Origin of the sequence: Pantoea cypripedii (genome assembly GCF_011395035.1) — a bacterium.
Taxonomy (GTDB): Bacteria; Pseudomonadota; Gammaproteobacteria; order Enterobacterales; family Enterobacteriaceae; genus Pantoea; species Pantoea cypripedii_A.
This window is the reverse complement of record NZ_CP024768.1, coordinates 1,421,331-1,437,493: the sequence shown is the minus strand read 5'-3', so window position 1 is coordinate 1,437,493 and position 16,163 is coordinate 1,421,331. Positions and strand designations below refer to the sequence as shown.

Below are 16,163 nucleotides of genomic sequence, written 5' to 3'. Positions count from 1 at the left end.
AGTATCGATAAATCAATCACTAGAGCAGCAACTGTCCGGCTTTCACCAATACCTGACTGCCCGAACGCGCTGTATTATCATAATTGTAAATATCTGTACGATATTGCGGCTGACCATCATCTGCCACCCAGGCCGTCAGATAGTAAAGGTTAACCGGGATCCGGTGACGAATCGGCACATACCGCGTGTTGCCCTCCTTCAGCGTGTCGGAGATCCGGCTGTCATTCCAGCCCGCGTCCTGCAACAACAAATCAGCCAGTTCCGACGCCTTATTCACGCGAACGCAGCCGGAACTGAGGGCGCGAATATCACGCTGGAACAAATTATGATTCGGTGTATCGTGCAGATAAATCGCATCCGAACTGGGCATATTGAATTTGTAGCGCCCCAGCGAATTCATCGCCCCAGGTGCCTGCCGCACGCGATACGGGAAGCTGGCGGCCGATACCATTCTCCAGTCAATCATCGACGGATCGATGACTTCCGCATCCTCACTCCAGCCGGAAAGCAAGGTAAAACCATGCTTGTAAAGATAGCCCGGGTCCTGTTTCACCTTCGGCACAATGTCCTGACGCACCAGTGATGTTGGCACATTCCACGGCGGATTCAGCACTACGTTGTTCAGCGCGCTGCGCATCAGTGGCGTTTTGCGATCGGGACGACCGACAATCACCCGTGACGACAGGATGGTGGCACCGTTGTTGTAGTAGGTCAGCGAATAGTTGGGGATATTGACCATGATGCCGTTATGCATATCATCCGGCAGCAGACGCAAACGCTGGATATTCAGCGCCAGCAGTGCCGCGCGGATTTGCGGCGATACATTGAGCCATTCGCGGGTACGTGGACCAATTGCCCCATCGTCAGCCAGCCCCTGCCAATGCTGGAAACGTTTTACGCCATCCACCAGCGCCGCATCATAGACATTGTTGGTAGACTGGCCTGGGTTCGCCGCGACATTTCCCATCGACTGCGGTGCCTGAGCGGGCAAATCATTAACGCTGGTGGCCGAAGGACTGACGGCAACGGGCTGCTCGCTCTGGCTCACCGGCACCGGGGCCGTGGGCACAGCATCATCCGCTGGCGTTGGTGTCGCACTATGGCCAGTCAGCATACCGGTCCGTTGCAAAATCTCGCGCAGCGCGGGGATATCATTGCTGATCTGACCGGGGCGCAGCGTGCCGCTGTCGCGCAACTGTGGCCACGGACGATTATCCGTGAGCAGGGTTTTCAGCGCGGCATGCATCGGCCTGTATTGCGGATGTTGCGGCTCCAGTGACGTCACAAAGCTGCGGCTTCCACCGCCGTTCACTGCGTTCTGCCACTGATTAATCACCGCAACCGTCGGCATGGTCATTTTATAAGGTACGTTGCTGTACAACCAGGTCTCGCCCTGGGTCGGTACATTCGAGACAAATTGCAGATAGCCCAGCATGGCATCGCTTAACACAATATCACGCGCCAGCCCTTTGATTTCCGGGTTGGTTAACAGCCCCACCCAGCGGGTAAACTGCGGCTGCACCCCGGAAAGCGCCACTTCCGCCAGTTGCTGCTGGAACGCCTGCACGGCAGCACGGTCCTGCCACAGCGGCGCCATATTACGGGCGGCATAAATGCCTGCCAGACCGGGCAGATAGAACGGTTGTTCGCTGGGGCTGAAAGCCTGCTGGATCTGATGCTGACTGGCCGCGACGGTCATGGTGCGATGTGTCGTGCCAGGCAGCGCCGCAATAATCGCCGCATGGCTGGCAGCCAGTGGCGACAATACCAGTGACAAACTGAGTGCTATTGCAGCACGATTTAATCTGCTTTTATTATTCAGCAACATCCCTGCCCCCTTCTCGCCTAAGACACAGCCGACTCGCTTATGCTGTGTACTACCTTAACCATATTTTTGAGTATACAAATAAAAACGGCATTTGCATCAGGCTGCAAATGCCGTTTACACATTAACCGTAGCGATAAAATTTAACCAGATTCACCGCTATGAATTTTCTGTTTCCAGGTCGATATCACTATTCTCGCGTTTTACCGGTGACGGGTCAGCGGAGAAGCCGCGCAGGCCCACCACATGGACGTGTTCGGTGTTGTTGAACACCTTACGTACCAGTTTATAGGTGGTCCCTTTTTCCGGGCTGATATTTTCCGGGGCAGCGATCACCAGCTGCATCTCCAGACGCTCACACAACTCAAACAGAGTGGCGATAGAACGCGCATCAAGACGCGCTGCTTCATCAAGGAACAGCAGACGACAAGGCGAGATATCTTTACCGCGCAGACGACGTGATTCCTCTTCCCAGCTCTGCACCACCATCACCAGAATCGACATCCCGGTACCGATCGCTTCACCGGTAGAAAGCGCGCCACTTTCTGCACGCAACCAGCCATCGGAGCCGCGGTTAACTTCAACCTCCATCTCCAGATAGTTGCGGTAGTCGAGCAGCTCTTCACCGATGGTTTGCGGGGTACGCTGACCCATATCGATCTGCGGATTCAGGCGCTGATACAGCTTCGCCAGCGCTTCCGAGAAGGTCAGACGATTGCTGTTAAACAGATCCTGATGCTGTTCGTGTTCTTCCGACAGCGTATCCAGCAGCATGGAATGGGTTTCCCGCACGTTAACGTTCAGACGCACGCTGCGCACCTGGCCGAAACTTACCGCCTGCAGGCCCTGGTTAAGCTGACGAATACGGTTTTGTTCACGCTGAATGGTTTTACGGATGATATTGGAGACGCTGCGCGAACTGATCGCCAGCGTCTGCTCACGCGCCATCAGTTCTTCCGTCAGACGGTTCAGCTCAATCTCCATCTGCTCGATGGCTTCCACCGGATCATCGGTACGGATGATGTCCTGACGAATACGCTCGCGCAGATGCTGATATACCGCAATAAAGAACTGGATTTTACGTTCCGGACGTTTGGGATCTTCCGACATACGCAACACATCGCGCAGATGCTCGTTATCCGCCACCGCCAGACGCAATGCCCCCAACGCTTTATCCGACATAGAACGCAGCTCATCACCGCTGAAGTAGGCCAGTTCACGGCGATGCAGACGGCGCTCGACACCATTTTCTTTCACCAGACGCAATACGGTACACCAGCCCGCTTTAGCGCTAACCACCTGCTCGCGCATCTGATGATAATCGCGTTCCAGCTTACGCAGTTTCTTCTGCAGGCTGTCCATTTCGGCTTCGCAGAAGGTCAGCTGTTTTTCCAGCTGATTGCGGCGTGCACGGTTATGGCTCAGCGCGGTATAGAGTTCATCGCGGCGGGCGCGGGCGCGTTCTTCCGCGCTGGCATCCGCATGCACACCGATGTCCTGCATCTCCTGCTGCAACTCTTTCAGCATGTCGCGTTTGGCGTCATAAGAGCTTTTCAGTGATGCCAGCACCTGAGAGTACTGAGTCAGCTGCGCCTGATGCTCACGCAGACGTTCACGGGCGCGACTACGCTCGCCTTCCGCCTGCTCAAGACGCTGACGCAATTTCTCGTTCAGGTCGCTGTTACCGGTCAGCATGCCCGCTGAATCGACATAACTGAAGTGAGCACGACGCTGCACCACTTCAGTCAGTGCAAATGCCTGCTGGCGCGTTTCGCGCTGCAGCTGCTGCGCCTGCTGATAATCACGTTCCAGCTGATCGTGTTGCTGCGGATCGCTCTGCAACACCGCCACCAGCGGTTCCAGCTTCGCCAGTTTATTGCCGTGCTGATGCAGGAAACGTGCGGCTTCCTGAGCTTCATCCACGCGTTCACGAATCTCTTCACAGCGGTCGGCCAGCGTATCGTCCAGCAACAGCGTCACGCGTGGCAACAGGCGGTTCAGCTGGGCCACACCCTCGCGCGCCTGCTCATACTGCATCCGTTGCTGCTGGTTGTCGTTTTCATGCTGACTCAGCGCGCGTTCCAGTTCGCCACGACGGCTATTCAGCTGGCGGATCAGCGCTTCCGGATCTTCATCAAACGCCACAGCCAGATGGCTGCCGATAAAGCGGCTGAAGGATTGATGCAGACGCTGGGTTTTCTGCACGTCAAACGACAGCGTGGCGTAGCGTTCCGCCAGCTGATCGCGTTCGTTATTCAGCAGCTCCAGCTGGTTTTCACGCGCGGCGCGGCCAAATAACGGCACTTTCGGGAAACGAGAGTAGCGCCACTGACGCTCCGCTACTTTCACCACCACCGCGTTTTCCAGCTCATCAACGCCGAATACGCTGTCATCAAATGACTGCGGGTCCCCTTCGATCAGATAGAGATCTTCCGGGCAATCTTCCAGACCATTCAGCAACTCGCGTACCAGCGACAAATCCGGCACCACGATGGCATGACGTGACGGACCGTATAGCGCCGAGAAATAAGGCGCATCATCCAGCGTCACATCATCATAAATTTCTGACAGCAACACGCCGCCAAAACGCTCGGCCAGCTGGGTCAGTCGCGCATCTTCCGCACCGCCAGGCTGGCTTAAGCGTTCGATTTGTTTCTCGATTTCACGTTTACGCGCCGCCACTTCATCACGTTCGACGGTGGTTTCACGCTCGCGCTCCAGCAATTGCTGCATAAATTCGGTGATTTGCTGGCTGCTGGTCAGCTGCTGGCCGGTTTGTTCGCTGAGCTGGGTCAGGATCTCCTGCGCAGCCAGCCAGTGCGGCGCACGCGCGGTCAGCGCGGTGATGCGTTCACGCAGTTGCTCCAGCTCCTGACGCATCAGCATCCGGCGTTCACCGGCATCGGCGACGCTGGCGCTCAGCTGTTCAATCTGCGCTTCCAGCTCACGCTGCAAACCTTCCAGCGCATCAGCATCATATTGCTGGCCCTGACGCTTGCAGAATTCCGCCAGCAAACGCTCCGCTTCATTCTGCTCACGCAGGCGCTGCTCCAGTTCATTGAGGCGTAAACGCAGCGACGACAGTTGTTCCGCATGGTGGCGCTGGTTGGCGGCATCACGCAGCAATTCACGGCCAACCTGCCAGGCATCCTGGCGGTTTACCTCACCGGCAATGCTGGTGACCAGCATCAGCGCCTGCTCAAACTGGCTGTGCGCTGCTTCGGCAACGCTTAGCTTCTGTTCCAGACGCAGCAGTTGTTCTGTCGCTTCTTCCTCACGCGCCTGGAAGGTTTCCTGCCATTCAGCGGCATTGTCGATGGTCAAATCGGCAAGCTGGCATTGCGCACGCGCTTTTTCCAGCGCCTGCAAGGCCTGCTGATACTGAATCGCGCGGGTTTGCTGCACATCGAGCGCCTGCTGGAAATCGGCCAGCTGACTTTTCAGCTCATCGACTTCCACTTCCGCCGCTTCGGTACGCGCTTCATTTTCTTCATGCACTTCACGTGCTTCGGCCACCACCTCATTCTGTTCTTCAAGGCGGTAAGTCAGCTCTTCCAGATCGACATCGTAGCGCTCGATCTTCTCCTGCTGACGCATCGCCGTCTGTACCAGATTCAGGTGATCGCTGGCGGCCTGATAATCGGTTTCCAGATCGCTTTCAGCACCCGCGTGTTCCGACAGCTCGCGCGCCATTTCAATGTGGCGATACTGTTCCGACGCCAGCTGGTTACGGCTGGTAAACAACTCGTTACGCAGCTGCAAGGCACCATCAAGATGGATGCGACGTTCGTTGGCGTGACGCATGTAGTCCGCGGAAACGTAGCTGGTGGCTTCCGAAATCAGATGCTTAAACAGGTCGCGGTCAGATTGGGTGACGCGAATCGCTTCCAGCGTCATGCGGTTTTCACGCAGTGCGGCTTCCATATCCTGGAAGGCTTTACGCACCCCGCTGTTTTCCGGCAGCAGGTAATCGCGCAGTGAGCGGGTAATCGCACTGGAGATACCACCGTACAGCGAGGCTTCAATCAGACGATAGAACTTGCTGCGATCACCGGCGGTACGCAGGCGACGCGGTACCACACCCAACTCAAACAGCGTGGCATGGTAATCGGTCACCGAATTGTACTGACGGAACTGCACGCCTTCCTGCGCTTCGACGCGATCTTTCACTTCCGCCAGCGGCAGGACGCGCGCCTGGCGGCTGCCGAGGATCTCGGTGAGCATATCGGTCGGTTGCGTATCGGTGGGCAGGCCGTGAATACTGAACGGCTTGATATCCACCTTCTTGTCACGCCCGGCCACCTGTTGCAGGCGCACCCCCACCACTACGCGCTGATGGCGTGAGTTGACCACATCCAGCACCGCATAGCAGACACCGGCCCGCAACTTACCGTGCAGACCTTTGTCTCGCGAACCGGAGGTTGCACCGGCCTCGGTGGTGTTACGGAAATGCAGCAGCGTCAGGTCCGGGATCAACGCCGTGACAAACGCCGCCATGGTGGTTGATTTACCGGCACCGTTACCGCCCGACAGGGTGGTCACCAGCTCATCAAGATCAAAGGTACGGGCAAAGAAGCCGTTCCAGTTAATCAGGGTTAGCGAACGAAATTTACCGCGTTCAATCATGACTGTTCCTCCGCGTTATCACTCGCTTCGCTCTCGATGTCGTTATCATTTTCATCGCTGTCCGGGGTCGCAGTGGCGTTTTCCAACGTCATGGCTTCGCCATCGCGAATCAGACGCAGCTGCGCTTCGCGGGCATCATCACCACTACGCACATCCGCACCGAAGCGAAACACCGATTCGGTGATGCGAAATTTGCTGCTGTCATTGCCCATAAACCACACCATGCCCAGACGACGCAGGCGGTTGAGCGATGCACGCATCTTCTCCTGCAATTTGGCACGGTCAAGGTCGGAACCGGTGGAGCGCTGGTTAACCAGCTTGAGCAATTTGCTCTCGTCCGCCAGTGACAGCAGTTCGTCGTACAATTCCTGCTGGGTAAAGATGCCTTCATTCGCCAGACGTTCCGGGCTGAGATAGAGGAAACAGAGGATTTTCCCTACCATCATATCCAGCTCGGAGAGCACCGAACGCGGGATCAGCGTGGTCGAACGCGGACGCAGGTAGAAAAATCCTTCCGGCGCACGAATCAGTTCCACGTTATAACGCGCGTAAAACTCTTCCAGATATTCCTGGTAATCCATCAGGAATGCGTGATTATCCAGTTCTTCGATGCCAATGTGGCGTCCCGCGCGTAACTGGCTATCGAGCGCGGGGAAAATGGGGTTTGCCAGTGCCTGCGCCAGCTTAACTGGCATCACTTGTTCAATATTTGTCGATGACATGTGCCTGCACCTTGGCTCCGTATTCATTAATGGTCTGCCATTCCGCAGGCAGACCGGCTAAATCGGCTTCGGCCACGCCGAGGCGAACCGCCTGATCAATCACGATGCGCGCCAGATCAAAGTGGCGGGCACGCGGATATTGCGACAGATAGTCGCGCATCACCGTGGCGAGGTTGAGCGGCCGCTGCTCCTGCCGGTACACCTGCAGAGCTTCTTCAATCATTGCGGCCAGTTGCTCACGAATTTCGTTAAACTCTTCGTATTCCAGCTCGGGCGGCAGCTCACCCATCACCTCGTCGTTGCGCAGCGTCATCTCTTCATCACGCATATCAAACAGACGGTCGGCGTTGGCGTAGGTCAGCGCCCACGGCTGGTCGAAATAGTTCTGCACCGACAGACGCAAACGCTGCGCAAACACGCGGTTTTTGTCCATGTCGATGGCGGTACGAATGAATTTATGGACGTGGCGATCATAGCCAATCCACAGGTCGATGGCCTGCTGACCCCAGCTGATAATGCGGTCCAGCTTGCTTTGCAGATCAAACACCAGCTTATCGACAAAGCCCAGATCCGGGCTGCTCAGGGTCGCGTCCTGAATACGCAACAGATTGGCCTGTAACTTATCGCCGGCCGCTTCCAGCGTATCCTGCAATTCACGCAGCGTGCCGGAGGTTTCTGACAGCAGCATTTCACAGCTGGAAATCGCCGCACGCCAGTCTTTGTTCAGCAGATCGGCGATATCGGTCTTCACCGCCTGTTGCTGTTCATCCATCAGACGTTGCGTCATATCGATGCTGTCGAAAATTTCCGCCACGGAGTATTTCAGCGGCGCAAACACGTTACGGTGCCAGTGAAACTCATCGCCATCTTCTTCCGCCGCATCGGCGGCGCGTTTCAGCTCCTGCGCCACAATCGACAGCTGCATCGAAAGACGCAGGGTCGAAAATTCGCGCTGGCGGATGTAATAGTCGGTGATGCCGATGGCCAGCGGTGTCAGACGGTAGATCGCATGGCCTTCCGTCAGTTCGCTGGTAAAACGGTTAAGCAGACGCTGCCGCACCATATCGTTGATGGCGTTGTTGGCACGCACCTGTACGGTTTCGTGGGTTTGTTCGAACGCTTTGCTGACATGACGAAATGCGTCAATCAACTCACCTTCACTCATTTCGCCATCCATCCGCTCACCGTTTAAGGTGGCGATAGCCAGCAAAAAAGCCAGACGTTCTACCGGCAACGCAAGCGAAAAATCGTTCTTGCGCGCCCATGCCACCAGTTCGGGCACCGTCTGGGAAAATTCGCTCATAGTTGGTCCTTCTACCTGGGTTTGCGCGCGGTCACGTGGATATAGCGCCCTAAACTCAAAAAGGGCTCCTGGCGACAGTAGCGCCGTTCCATCTCAATAATGGACTCAACGTCTTTCAGGGCGGCAGCCTGCTCTTTCATGTAATCACAAAAGACGCGAATGCCCGCGCGCTGTTCAATCTCAAAGCCGCAGTCAGCCAGCCAGCGATACACTTCTTCGGGATCGCGCGGGTAATCAGGCGACAACGTGCGCTTTTTGCGTTTGGACATATTGGCCTGCAGATAGCCAAAATTACCGAGGGTTAGCAGACGCAGGGTTAAGGCATGACGATTAAAAAACATCAGCGACAATACTCCACCCGGCTTCAGGGTGCGCCATAACGCCTGCAATACTTCCTCGGGCTGCGCGACCCATTCCAGCACAGCGTGAAACAATACCAGATCAACCGGCTTATCCAAATGTTCGCCGACCTGTTGCGCGCTAATTTGTTTGAATTGCATGTTGTGGCTCACACCTTCAGCCAGCGCGTGCGCCTCAGCCAGCTTCAGCATCTCCGCAGACAAGTCGCACAGGACAACCTGATGCCCGCGCGCGGCCAGGCCGCTGGAGATTTGCCCTACACCACCACCCGCATCCAGCACCGACAGCGGCCCGGCGGGCAGCGTCGGCAGTAGCGCATCCAGCTCATCCCACAGGATCGCCTGGCGCACCATGCCTTTTTTGGTGCCATAAATGTTCTTTGAAAATCTCTCCGCGAGATCGTCAAAGTTACGATCCTGCATGCTGGTCGCTCCGCTCTGCTGCATTCAACTTGTGCTATTTTGTCACAGGCTCAACAAGAATGAACCTTTCATCCCGTGGTTAGTGTCTGGCTGCTGTTTTTTCGGCCAAAAGGAGCAATTTTCGATGTTTTTCACGTTAAAAAAAGTGATCGGTGGGATGTTACTGCCCTTGCCGCTGCTGCTGTCATTAATGGCAGCCGGACTTTTGTTGCTCTGGTTCAGCCGCTGGCAGAAAAGCGGCAAAATCCTGATATCAATCAGCTGGCTTCTGCTGCTGTTACTCAGCCTGCAACCCGTGGCCGATCGTCTGTTGCTGCCACTGGAAAACCAGTATCCGACCTGGAACCGCAGCGAACGCGTCGATTATATCGTGGTGTTGGGCGGCGGATACACCTTTAATCCTGCATGGGCACCCAGTTCGAACCTGATTGGGAATAGTCTGCCTCGTGTGGCCGAAGGCGTACGCCAGTGGCGACGTTACCCGCAGGCGAAGATGATCTTTACCGGCGCGGCGGCAGGAAATAATCCGATGAGCAACGCCCGCGTCGCGTCGCAGGTGGCGGAGAGTCTCGGTGTTCCGGCTGACGCTATTATGGTGCTGGATCACCCCAAAGACACCCGCGAGGAAGCGCAAGCGGTAAAAATCGCCGTGGGTCAGCATCCGTTCCTGTTGGTCACTTCCGCTAATCATCTGCCACGCGCCATGCATTTCTTCCAGAGCGCCGGGCTAAATCCATTGGCAGCACCGGCTAACCAGCTGGCTATCACCTCACCCCTAAATTGGTGGGAGCGAGCCATCCCCTCTCCCTTATGGTTAAGCCATAGCGAACGGGCGATTTATGAAACGCTGGGGCAGGCGTGGCAGGCAGTCCACGGAGATGATATGACCTCACCCCAGCCAGGGGAGTAGCTGTTCCCGTGCATGATCAAAACGCGGGCGATCAAATTGCCCGGTATTCACCAGCGTATCGATGCAGTCCCATAATTGATACAGCCAGCGCCGCCAGAGGAAACCTTCCGCCACTGGCGCGCGCTGTAAATAGTGTTGCAGCAGTGACGCCTCAGCACCGTTATCCCCCAGCCGCATCAGCTCAAACTCACGTGGTGCCCACAGCACATTGCCGGGCTGGGTCATCGCCACCAATAGATCGTTGCGTGCGTCCTTCATGATGCTCGCGAGGCGCAGGTTGCCATGAATCAGCACACAGGGATCGTCAAATCCCTCCAGCAGGCGGGGCAGCTGTTGACGGCTGCGGAACAGAATTTGCCGATCGTCGAGGGTGAAACCAGGCGGTGACAGATAGCCTAAGGTTGACCACAGCACTTCAACCCGCTGCTGATACCACGCCGGCCAGCTGTTTTCCTGAATGCTATCGATGCTCCCCACCAGACCGTGGCTATCAATACGATGCCATGCCAGTAAGCCCTCAATGACCTGCTCACACAACTGCTCCCAGCGCGCCGCAGTACGCGCCGGAGCTTCGGCGGAAACCCCATTGAGGCGAGCCATCAGTAACATTTCATGCACCGGCTTTTGCTGGCTCAGCACCAGACCAAATACCGCAGGAACAGCAATCAAACCATCACGGCCCAGCATCGCCAGCTTTTTGGCTTCCAGCGCTGCGCGCCCCTGATGACGGAAATACTTCGCCACCACCGGCATCGGTTTATCGGCGGCATCGTACAGGGCATAAAGCCGCGACTGTGATTGTTCACTAATGGTTTCGAGACGGCCGACGCTTTCTCCAAGCACCAGCGTCAGTTCTGAACGGAGCTGTTCCATGCGTCATCCTCCCGATTAAAGTGACTTGATTATCCTGGAGGTCACGGCAGCGCAGAGTGATGCGCCAGATCAAAGAACAGCAGAGCCAGCTCACAACAAGCTGGCCTCTGCAGGATTAGCCCTGCATCGCTACGCGCACGCGTTGCAGGTCTTCCGGGGTGTCAACACCCACGCCTGGCACAGTTTCAGCAACCGCAACGTGGATTTTTTCGCCGTACCACAACACACGCAGCTGTTCGAGCAACTCAATCTGCTCCAGCGGACAAGGTGCCCAGGCAATGTAACGACGCACAAAACCCGCACGATAAGCATAGATGCCAATATGGCGCAGCAGCGTATCGCCAGCCTGTTCACGCGATTTCGCGTAACGTTCACGATCCCAGGGAATGGTGGCGCGTGAGAAATAAAGCGCATAACCCCGCGCATCGGTCACCACTTTTACCGCGTTGGGATTGAAGGCTTCTTCTGCATCGTGAATCGGCACGGCGAGGGTCGCCATCCCCGCATCAGCCTGAGCGAGATTTGCCGCGACCTGACGCACAATGGCAGGCGGTATCATCGGCTCATCGCCCTGGACATTGACGATAATGGTGTCATCCGGGAACTGATATTTTTCAATTACTTCTGCCAGACGCTCGGTACCGGAATGATGGTCGGGACTGGTCATACAGACCTCACCACCGGCCGCTTCGACGGCGGCTGCCACGTCTGGATGGTCGGTAGCAACAATGATGCGATCAGCACCCGATTCGCGGGCACGTTCCATAACATGCACCACCATCGGTTTACCGAGGATATCCACCAGCGGTTTACCCGGCAGACGCGTTGAAGCATAACGCGCCGGAATAATGGCGACGAAACTCATGGATGAATCTCTTCAACAGACAAGGTGCGTGCTTCGGTTTCCAGTAACACCGGAATGCCATCCCGCACCGGGAACGCCAGTCCATCAGGTTTGCAGATCAACTCCTGCTGTTCTTTGTTGTAGTACAGTTTTCCATTGCAAACCGGGCAAGCCACAATCTCAAGTAAACGGTGATCCATAATATCCTCCAGTGGATCGATTCGTCAGGCGGTTAGCATACCATAGCCCAGGGCCAGGCAACGTGCCGCAATCCACTACTCGGTTAATATCCAGCGATCTGACCAGGCGGCGCGTAACGCTGCCGGAGCCTGCTCGATCACCACTTCACTGGCACCCTGCCAGTGCGCAAACCGCGAGATGGCGCGCTGTACATCGCTGATAAAGCCAGACGTCACGCGCACCCCCTCTTCCAGCCAAAATGATCGAATCACCAGCTGCTGCGCCTGGCGATCCATTTTTGCGTCCAGCCGCCCTTTCAGGCTGCCACGGTGCAAAACAGGAAGGACAAAATAGCCATATTTACGCTTTTCTGCCGGGGTATAGCATTCGATACGGTAGTCAAAATTGAACAGTTCCAGCGCCCGGCGGCGATCCCATACCACCGGATCAAACGGCGAAAGCAGAGCTGTATGGGTCGCAGGTTGCGGTTTCTCCAGTAGCGGCAACCGATCGCGATGCAGCCACATCTCACCCAGTTGCTCAACCTGCACGGGTACGATGTCACCCCGCTCTTTAGCCTCAGCCAGCCAGGGTTGTAGCGCTACGCGTTTCAGACGGTAATAATCTGCCAGCCAGGCGGGACGGAAAATCCCCAGGCTGCGCGCGCTCTGGTTCAGCATACTGACCACTGCATCGTCTTCACTTAGCGCGTGCTGCCCATCATCCCAGTCCGGCATGACGCGCTGTTGCAGGTCATACACTCGCTGGAAATTACGCCGTTCCACCACCATCAGCTCACCCGCGCTGAACAGATTTTCCAGATGACGTTTATGCGGCTTCCACGCCCACCAGCCCGGTTTGCTCTGTTTATCCGCCACAAAATCGGCAGCGCGGACGGGTCCATTGGCATTGATATGCTCCAGCAAGTCCGCGATTTCCTGCTGATGATCCGCCACCCATTGTGCATTGTATTTCCAGCCCAGACGTGAAGGGTCCAGCATACGATGGCGTAACAACGGATAGTCTTCGCGTGGTATAAAGCAGGCTTCATGCGCCCAGTATTCAAACAGCGCCCCCGCAGCCAGCGTCTCTTCCAGCCAGTTAATCGGGTAATCACCCAGCCGACTAAACAGGACCAGGTACGGGCTGCGCGCCACTACATTGATGGTATCGATTTGCAGTAGCGACATCTGACGAATGGTGGCATGAATATCGGCAAAACGCGCCCGACGTTTTGGCGGCCTGAGCAGGCCCTGGGCGGCGAGATGGAGGTGACGGGCAGTGGCTAAAGAAAGGGATTCCGCGTGGGCCATAACTCAGTTTCCCTCCAGAAACTAGCGCGGCTGTGAATCGCGCGCAGTGAGACAAAGTTGCGTGATGTCATCGAGCAGCGCGGGCAGTGCCGCCCCGGACAGATGTGCATCCACGGGTAAATACCACCAGTTATCACCGGCAAAAGCCCGGCACTTAACGGCATCTTTTTCCGTCATCAACAGACATTGCCCCTTCTGGATCAGGCTGTTCAGTTCCGCCTGGCTATAGGCGTGATGATCGGCAAAGGCCACTTCGGCCACCGGTTGCAGCCCTTGTTGTTTCAGGGTCGTGAAGAAGCGCGGTGGATGTCCGATACCGGCCATCGCGACCGCCGGGGGCAATTGATCCAGCGTGGTGCTTTGTCCGGTTACCAGGTTAATGACCCTGCCTGGTTGCAGCGTCATGGCAATTTCCCGGCCAGAGGCCTCTCCACCATTGACGATAACCGCATCGACCCGCTCAAGACGCGAGGCACGCTCACGCATCGGCCCAGCCGGTAACCACCAGCCGTTACCAAAGCGACGCACACCATCAACCACCACCACTTCACGATCGCGCTGTAACGCGTAGTGCTGCAAACCATCGTCGGTGATGATCACATCCAGCGGTTGCTGGGCCAGTAAAGCCTCAACGGCAGCACGCCGCTGCGGGGCTACCGCGACCGGGACCTGAGTGCGTTGCGCAATCAATACCGGTTCATCGCCCGCCAGCTCGGTGGCAGTGTCTCCACTCACTAACAACGGATAGCGTTCTGCTTTACCACCGTAGCCACGGGAGACCACGCCAGGGCGTAAGCCACGTTGTTGCAGCGCCTGCACCAGCCAGATAACCACCGGGGTTTTGCCGTTACCCCCTGCCGTCAGGTTACCAACCACAATCACCGGACAAGGCGCGCGCCAGCTTTTACGCCAACCGCGCTGAAAACTGAGGCGAATCAGCCAGCTGATTGCCCCATATAGCAGACTGAGCGGCCATAGCAGCAGCCATAGCGGTGATCGCCCACTCCAGATACGTTCAATCATTGGCCAAACTGGAGTTTGTGAAGTTGGAAATAAGCACCCCTCGACGCCAGCAGCACCTCGTGCGTACCACGTTCAACAATACGGCCATCTTCAACCACAACGATTTCATCGGCTTTTTCGATGGTCGAAAGGCGGTGCGCAATCACCAGTGAAGTGCGGTTTTTCTGCAATTCATCCAGTGCAGATTGAATAGCGCGTTCGGACTCGGTATCCAGTGCCGAGGTAGCTTCATCGAGGATCAGAATCGGACAATCACGCAACAAGGCACGGGCAATGGCGATACGCTGACGCTGACCACCGGAAAGCAGCACCCCATTTTCGCCGATAACCGTATCGAGACCGTTATCCATTTTCTTAATGAAATCCATGGCATGTGCCATCGTCGCCGCACGCTCAATCTCTTCACGGCTGTATTGTTCATTGCGCGCGTAAGCAATATTGTTGGCAATAGTGTCATTAAACAAATGCACGTTTTGCGACACCAGCGCCACCTGATTGCGTAATGTACTCAGGGTGTATTCACGCAAATCGTAACCATCCAGCAGAATTTCACCTTGCTGGATATCGTAAAAACGGGTCAGCAGGCTTGCCATGGTGGATTTACCAGAACCAGAGCGCCCAACCAGCGCTACCGTTTTGCCTGCTGGCAGCGACAGATTAATATCGCGTAAAGCGGGAATATCACGACCTGGGTAGGTAAAGGTGACATTGCGAAACTCGACATCGCCCTTAGCACGAGCCAGTTCACGCTTACCATTATCGCTTTCCTGCTCACTATCGAGAATGCTGAATAACGTCTGGCAGGCTGCCATACCGCGCTGAAACTGCGCGTTAACGTTGGTCAGGGATTTCAGCGGACGCATCAGCGCGATCATCGAGGAGAACACCACGGTGATGGTACCGGCGGTTAATGTCGCCATGACGCTCGGGAAGCTGGCGGCATACAGCACGAATGCCAGAGCCAGTGAAGCGATCAGCTGAATAACCGGGTCAGAAATAGACGAAGCAGACACCAGCTTCATACCCTGCTGACGCATCTTATTGCTGACACGTGCGAAACGCTCCGACTCCACTTCCTGGCCACCAAAAATCAGGACTTCCTTATGCCCTTTGAGCATCTGTTCTGCACTGGTGGTCACCTGCCCCATGGTGTTCTGCATGGTTTTGCTGATATTACGGAAGCGTTTTGAGACGTTACGAATCGCGAATGACACAATCGGTGCCAGCAGAATGAGGATCAAAGACAGCTGCCAGCTGTAGTAGAACATCATAATGAACAGGCCAATGATTGACGCCCCTTCACGCACCACCGTGACCAACGCACTGGATGATGAGGAAGCGACCTGCTCAGAATCATAGGTAATACGGGACAACAGCGTACCGGTAGATTGCTGGTCGAAGAAGGCAACCGGCATCCCCATCATATGGCTAAACAGGCGGCGGCGCATATTCATCACCACATTGCCAGAAACCCATGAAATACAATAACTTGAAATATAGCTGGTCACGCCACGAACGAGCATTAAGCCAATAACAGCCAGCGGCATCCACAACAGTACGGATTTGTCAGCTTTACCGAAACCATCATCCAGTAAAGGTTTCAACAGGGAGAGCATTAACGTATCGCCTGCCGCATTGAGTATCAGCGCCACAGCAGACACGAATAAGCCAGCTTTGTGGGGCGCAATCATCGGCCAGAGTCGGCGAAATGTCTGCCACGTTGAGAGATCTTTGTCTTGATGCATCATTTATTCACGCTGTT

The 16,163-nt window shown here is 55.9% G+C and carries 12 protein-coding genes; 1 reads left to right on the top strand and 11 read right to left on the bottom strand.

Annotated features, from left to right (window positions below):
* Positions 1–19 precede the first annotated feature (19 nt).
* From ldtD to cmoM, 5 genes are all read right to left on the bottom strand, one after another.
* Positions 20–1,828 carry a L,D-transpeptidase gene (gene ldtD / locus CUN67_RS06625; protein WP_208714523.1) on the bottom strand — a complete coding sequence of 603 codons (1,809 nt, stop codon included), beginning with the start codon at positions 1,826–1,828 and terminating at the stop codon, positions 20–22.
* A 156-nt stretch (positions 1,829–1,984) separates the two neighbouring features.
* On the bottom strand, positions 1,985–6,451 hold the full coding sequence (gene mukB / locus CUN67_RS06620; protein WP_208714522.1) for a chromosome partition protein MukB: 4,467 nt from the start codon (positions 6,449–6,451) through the stop codon (positions 1,985–1,987).
* Positions 6,448–7,173 carry a chromosome partition protein MukE gene (gene mukE, locus CUN67_RS06615; RefSeq protein WP_208714521.1) on the bottom strand — a complete coding sequence of 242 codons (726 nt, stop codon included), beginning with the start codon at positions 7,171–7,173 and terminating at the stop codon, positions 6,448–6,450. The genes mukB and mukE overlap by 4 nt, the downstream gene beginning before the upstream one ends.
* On the bottom strand, positions 7,154–8,476 hold the full coding sequence (gene mukF / locus CUN67_RS06610) for a chromosome partition protein MukF (protein WP_208714520.1): 1,323 nt from the start codon (positions 8,474–8,476) through the stop codon (positions 7,154–7,156). The genes mukE and mukF overlap by 20 nt, the downstream gene beginning before the upstream one ends.
* An 11-nt stretch (positions 8,477–8,487) precedes the next feature.
* Positions 8,488–9,258: a tRNA uridine 5-oxyacetic acid(34) methyltransferase CmoM gene (gene cmoM, locus CUN67_RS06605; RefSeq protein ID WP_208714519.1), complete on the bottom strand. Its 771-nt coding sequence runs from the start codon at positions 9,256–9,258 to the stop codon at positions 8,488–8,490.
* Positions 9,259–9,382: 124 nt separating this feature from the next.
* Here cmoM and elyC point away from each other — a divergent pair, with 124 nt between their 5' ends.
* Positions 9,383–10,168, top strand: a complete 786-nt coding sequence (elyC, locus tag CUN67_RS06600) for an envelope biogenesis factor ElyC (RefSeq protein ID WP_208714518.1) — start codon at positions 9,383–9,385, stop codon at positions 10,166–10,168.
* On the opposite strand, the gene CUN67_RS06595 is transcribed toward elyC, so the two are convergent.
* The 6 genes from CUN67_RS06595 to msbA all read right to left on the bottom strand — a co-directional run bounded on the left by CUN67_RS06595 (position 10,148) and on the right by msbA (position 16,146).
* Positions 10,148–11,041 (bottom strand): YcbJ family phosphotransferase, encoded by an 894-nt coding sequence (locus tag CUN67_RS06595; protein ID WP_208714517.1) that lies wholly within the window; start codon positions 11,039–11,041, stop codon positions 10,148–10,150. The genes elyC and CUN67_RS06595 overlap by 21 nt on opposite strands.
* A 115-nt stretch (positions 11,042–11,156) precedes the next feature.
* A complete protein-coding gene (gene kdsB / locus CUN67_RS06590) occupies positions 11,157–11,906 on the bottom strand; it encodes a 3-deoxy-manno-octulosonate cytidylyltransferase (RefSeq protein WP_208714516.1) in 750 nt (249 codons plus the stop codon).
* Positions 11,903–12,085: a Trm112 family protein gene (locus CUN67_RS06585; protein WP_084873707.1), complete on the bottom strand. Its 183-nt coding sequence runs from the start codon at positions 12,083–12,085 to the stop codon at positions 11,903–11,905. Before CUN67_RS06585 ends, kdsB begins: the two co-directional genes overlap by 4 nt.
* 75 nt (positions 12,086–12,160) lie before the next feature.
* The gene (locus CUN67_RS06580) at positions 12,161–13,378 is read right to left on the bottom strand and encodes a winged helix-turn-helix domain-containing protein (protein ID WP_208714515.1); all 1,218 of its coding nucleotides are present in this window, start codon (positions 13,376–13,378) and stop codon (positions 12,161–12,163) included.
* 21 nt (positions 13,379–13,399) lie between these two features.
* Positions 13,400–14,401 carry a tetraacyldisaccharide 4'-kinase gene (gene lpxK, locus CUN67_RS06575; protein ID WP_208714514.1) on the bottom strand — a complete coding sequence of 334 codons (1,002 nt, stop codon included), beginning with the start codon at positions 14,399–14,401 and terminating at the stop codon, positions 13,400–13,402.
* Complete coding sequence (gene msbA / locus CUN67_RS06570; RefSeq protein WP_208717086.1) at positions 14,398–16,146, bottom strand: lipid A ABC transporter ATP-binding protein/permease MsbA; 1,749 nt, start codon at positions 16,144–16,146, stop codon at positions 14,398–14,400. The genes lpxK and msbA overlap by 4 nt, the downstream gene beginning before the upstream one ends.
* Positions 16,147–16,163: the final 17 nt, after the last annotated feature.

Coding starts and splice junctions, on each gene's coding strand:
- ldtD (WP_208714523.1), bottom strand. CDS start 1,828: ATGTTGCTGAATAATAAAAGCAGATTAAATCGTGCTGCAATAGCACTC.
- mukB (WP_208714522.1), bottom strand. CDS start 6,451: ATGATTGAACGCGGTAAATTTCGTTCGCTAACCCTGATTAACTGGAAC.
- mukE (WP_208714521.1), bottom strand. CDS start 7,173: ATGTCATCGACAAATATTGAACAAGTGATGCCAGTTAAGCTGGCGCAG.
- mukF (WP_208714520.1), bottom strand. CDS start 8,476: ATGAGCGAATTTTCCCAGACGGTGCCCGAACTGGTGGCATGGGCGCGC.
- cmoM (WP_208714519.1), bottom strand. CDS start 9,258: ATGCAGGATCGTAACTTTGACGATCTCGCGGAGAGATTTTCAAAGAAC.
- elyC (WP_208714518.1), top strand. CDS start 9,383: ATGTTTTTCACGTTAAAAAAAGTGATCGGTGGGATGTTACTGCCCTTG.
- CUN67_RS06595 (WP_208714517.1), bottom strand. CDS start 11,041: ATGGAACAGCTCCGTTCAGAACTGACGCTGGTGCTTGGAGAAAGCGTC.
- kdsB (WP_208714516.1), bottom strand. CDS start 11,906: ATGAGTTTCGTCGCCATTATTCCGGCGCGTTATGCTTCAACGCGTCTG.
- CUN67_RS06585 (WP_084873707.1), bottom strand. CDS start 12,085: ATGGATCACCGTTTACTTGAGATTGTGGCTTGCCCGGTTTGCAATGGA.
- CUN67_RS06580 (WP_208714515.1), bottom strand. CDS start 13,378: ATGGCCCACGCGGAATCCCTTTCTTTAGCCACTGCCCGTCACCTCCAT.
- lpxK (WP_208714514.1), bottom strand. CDS start 14,401: ATGATTGAACGTATCTGGAGTGGGCGATCACCGCTATGGCTGCTGCTA.
- msbA (WP_208717086.1), bottom strand. CDS start 16,146: ATGCATCAAGACAAAGATCTCTCAACGTGGCAGACATTTCGCCGACTC.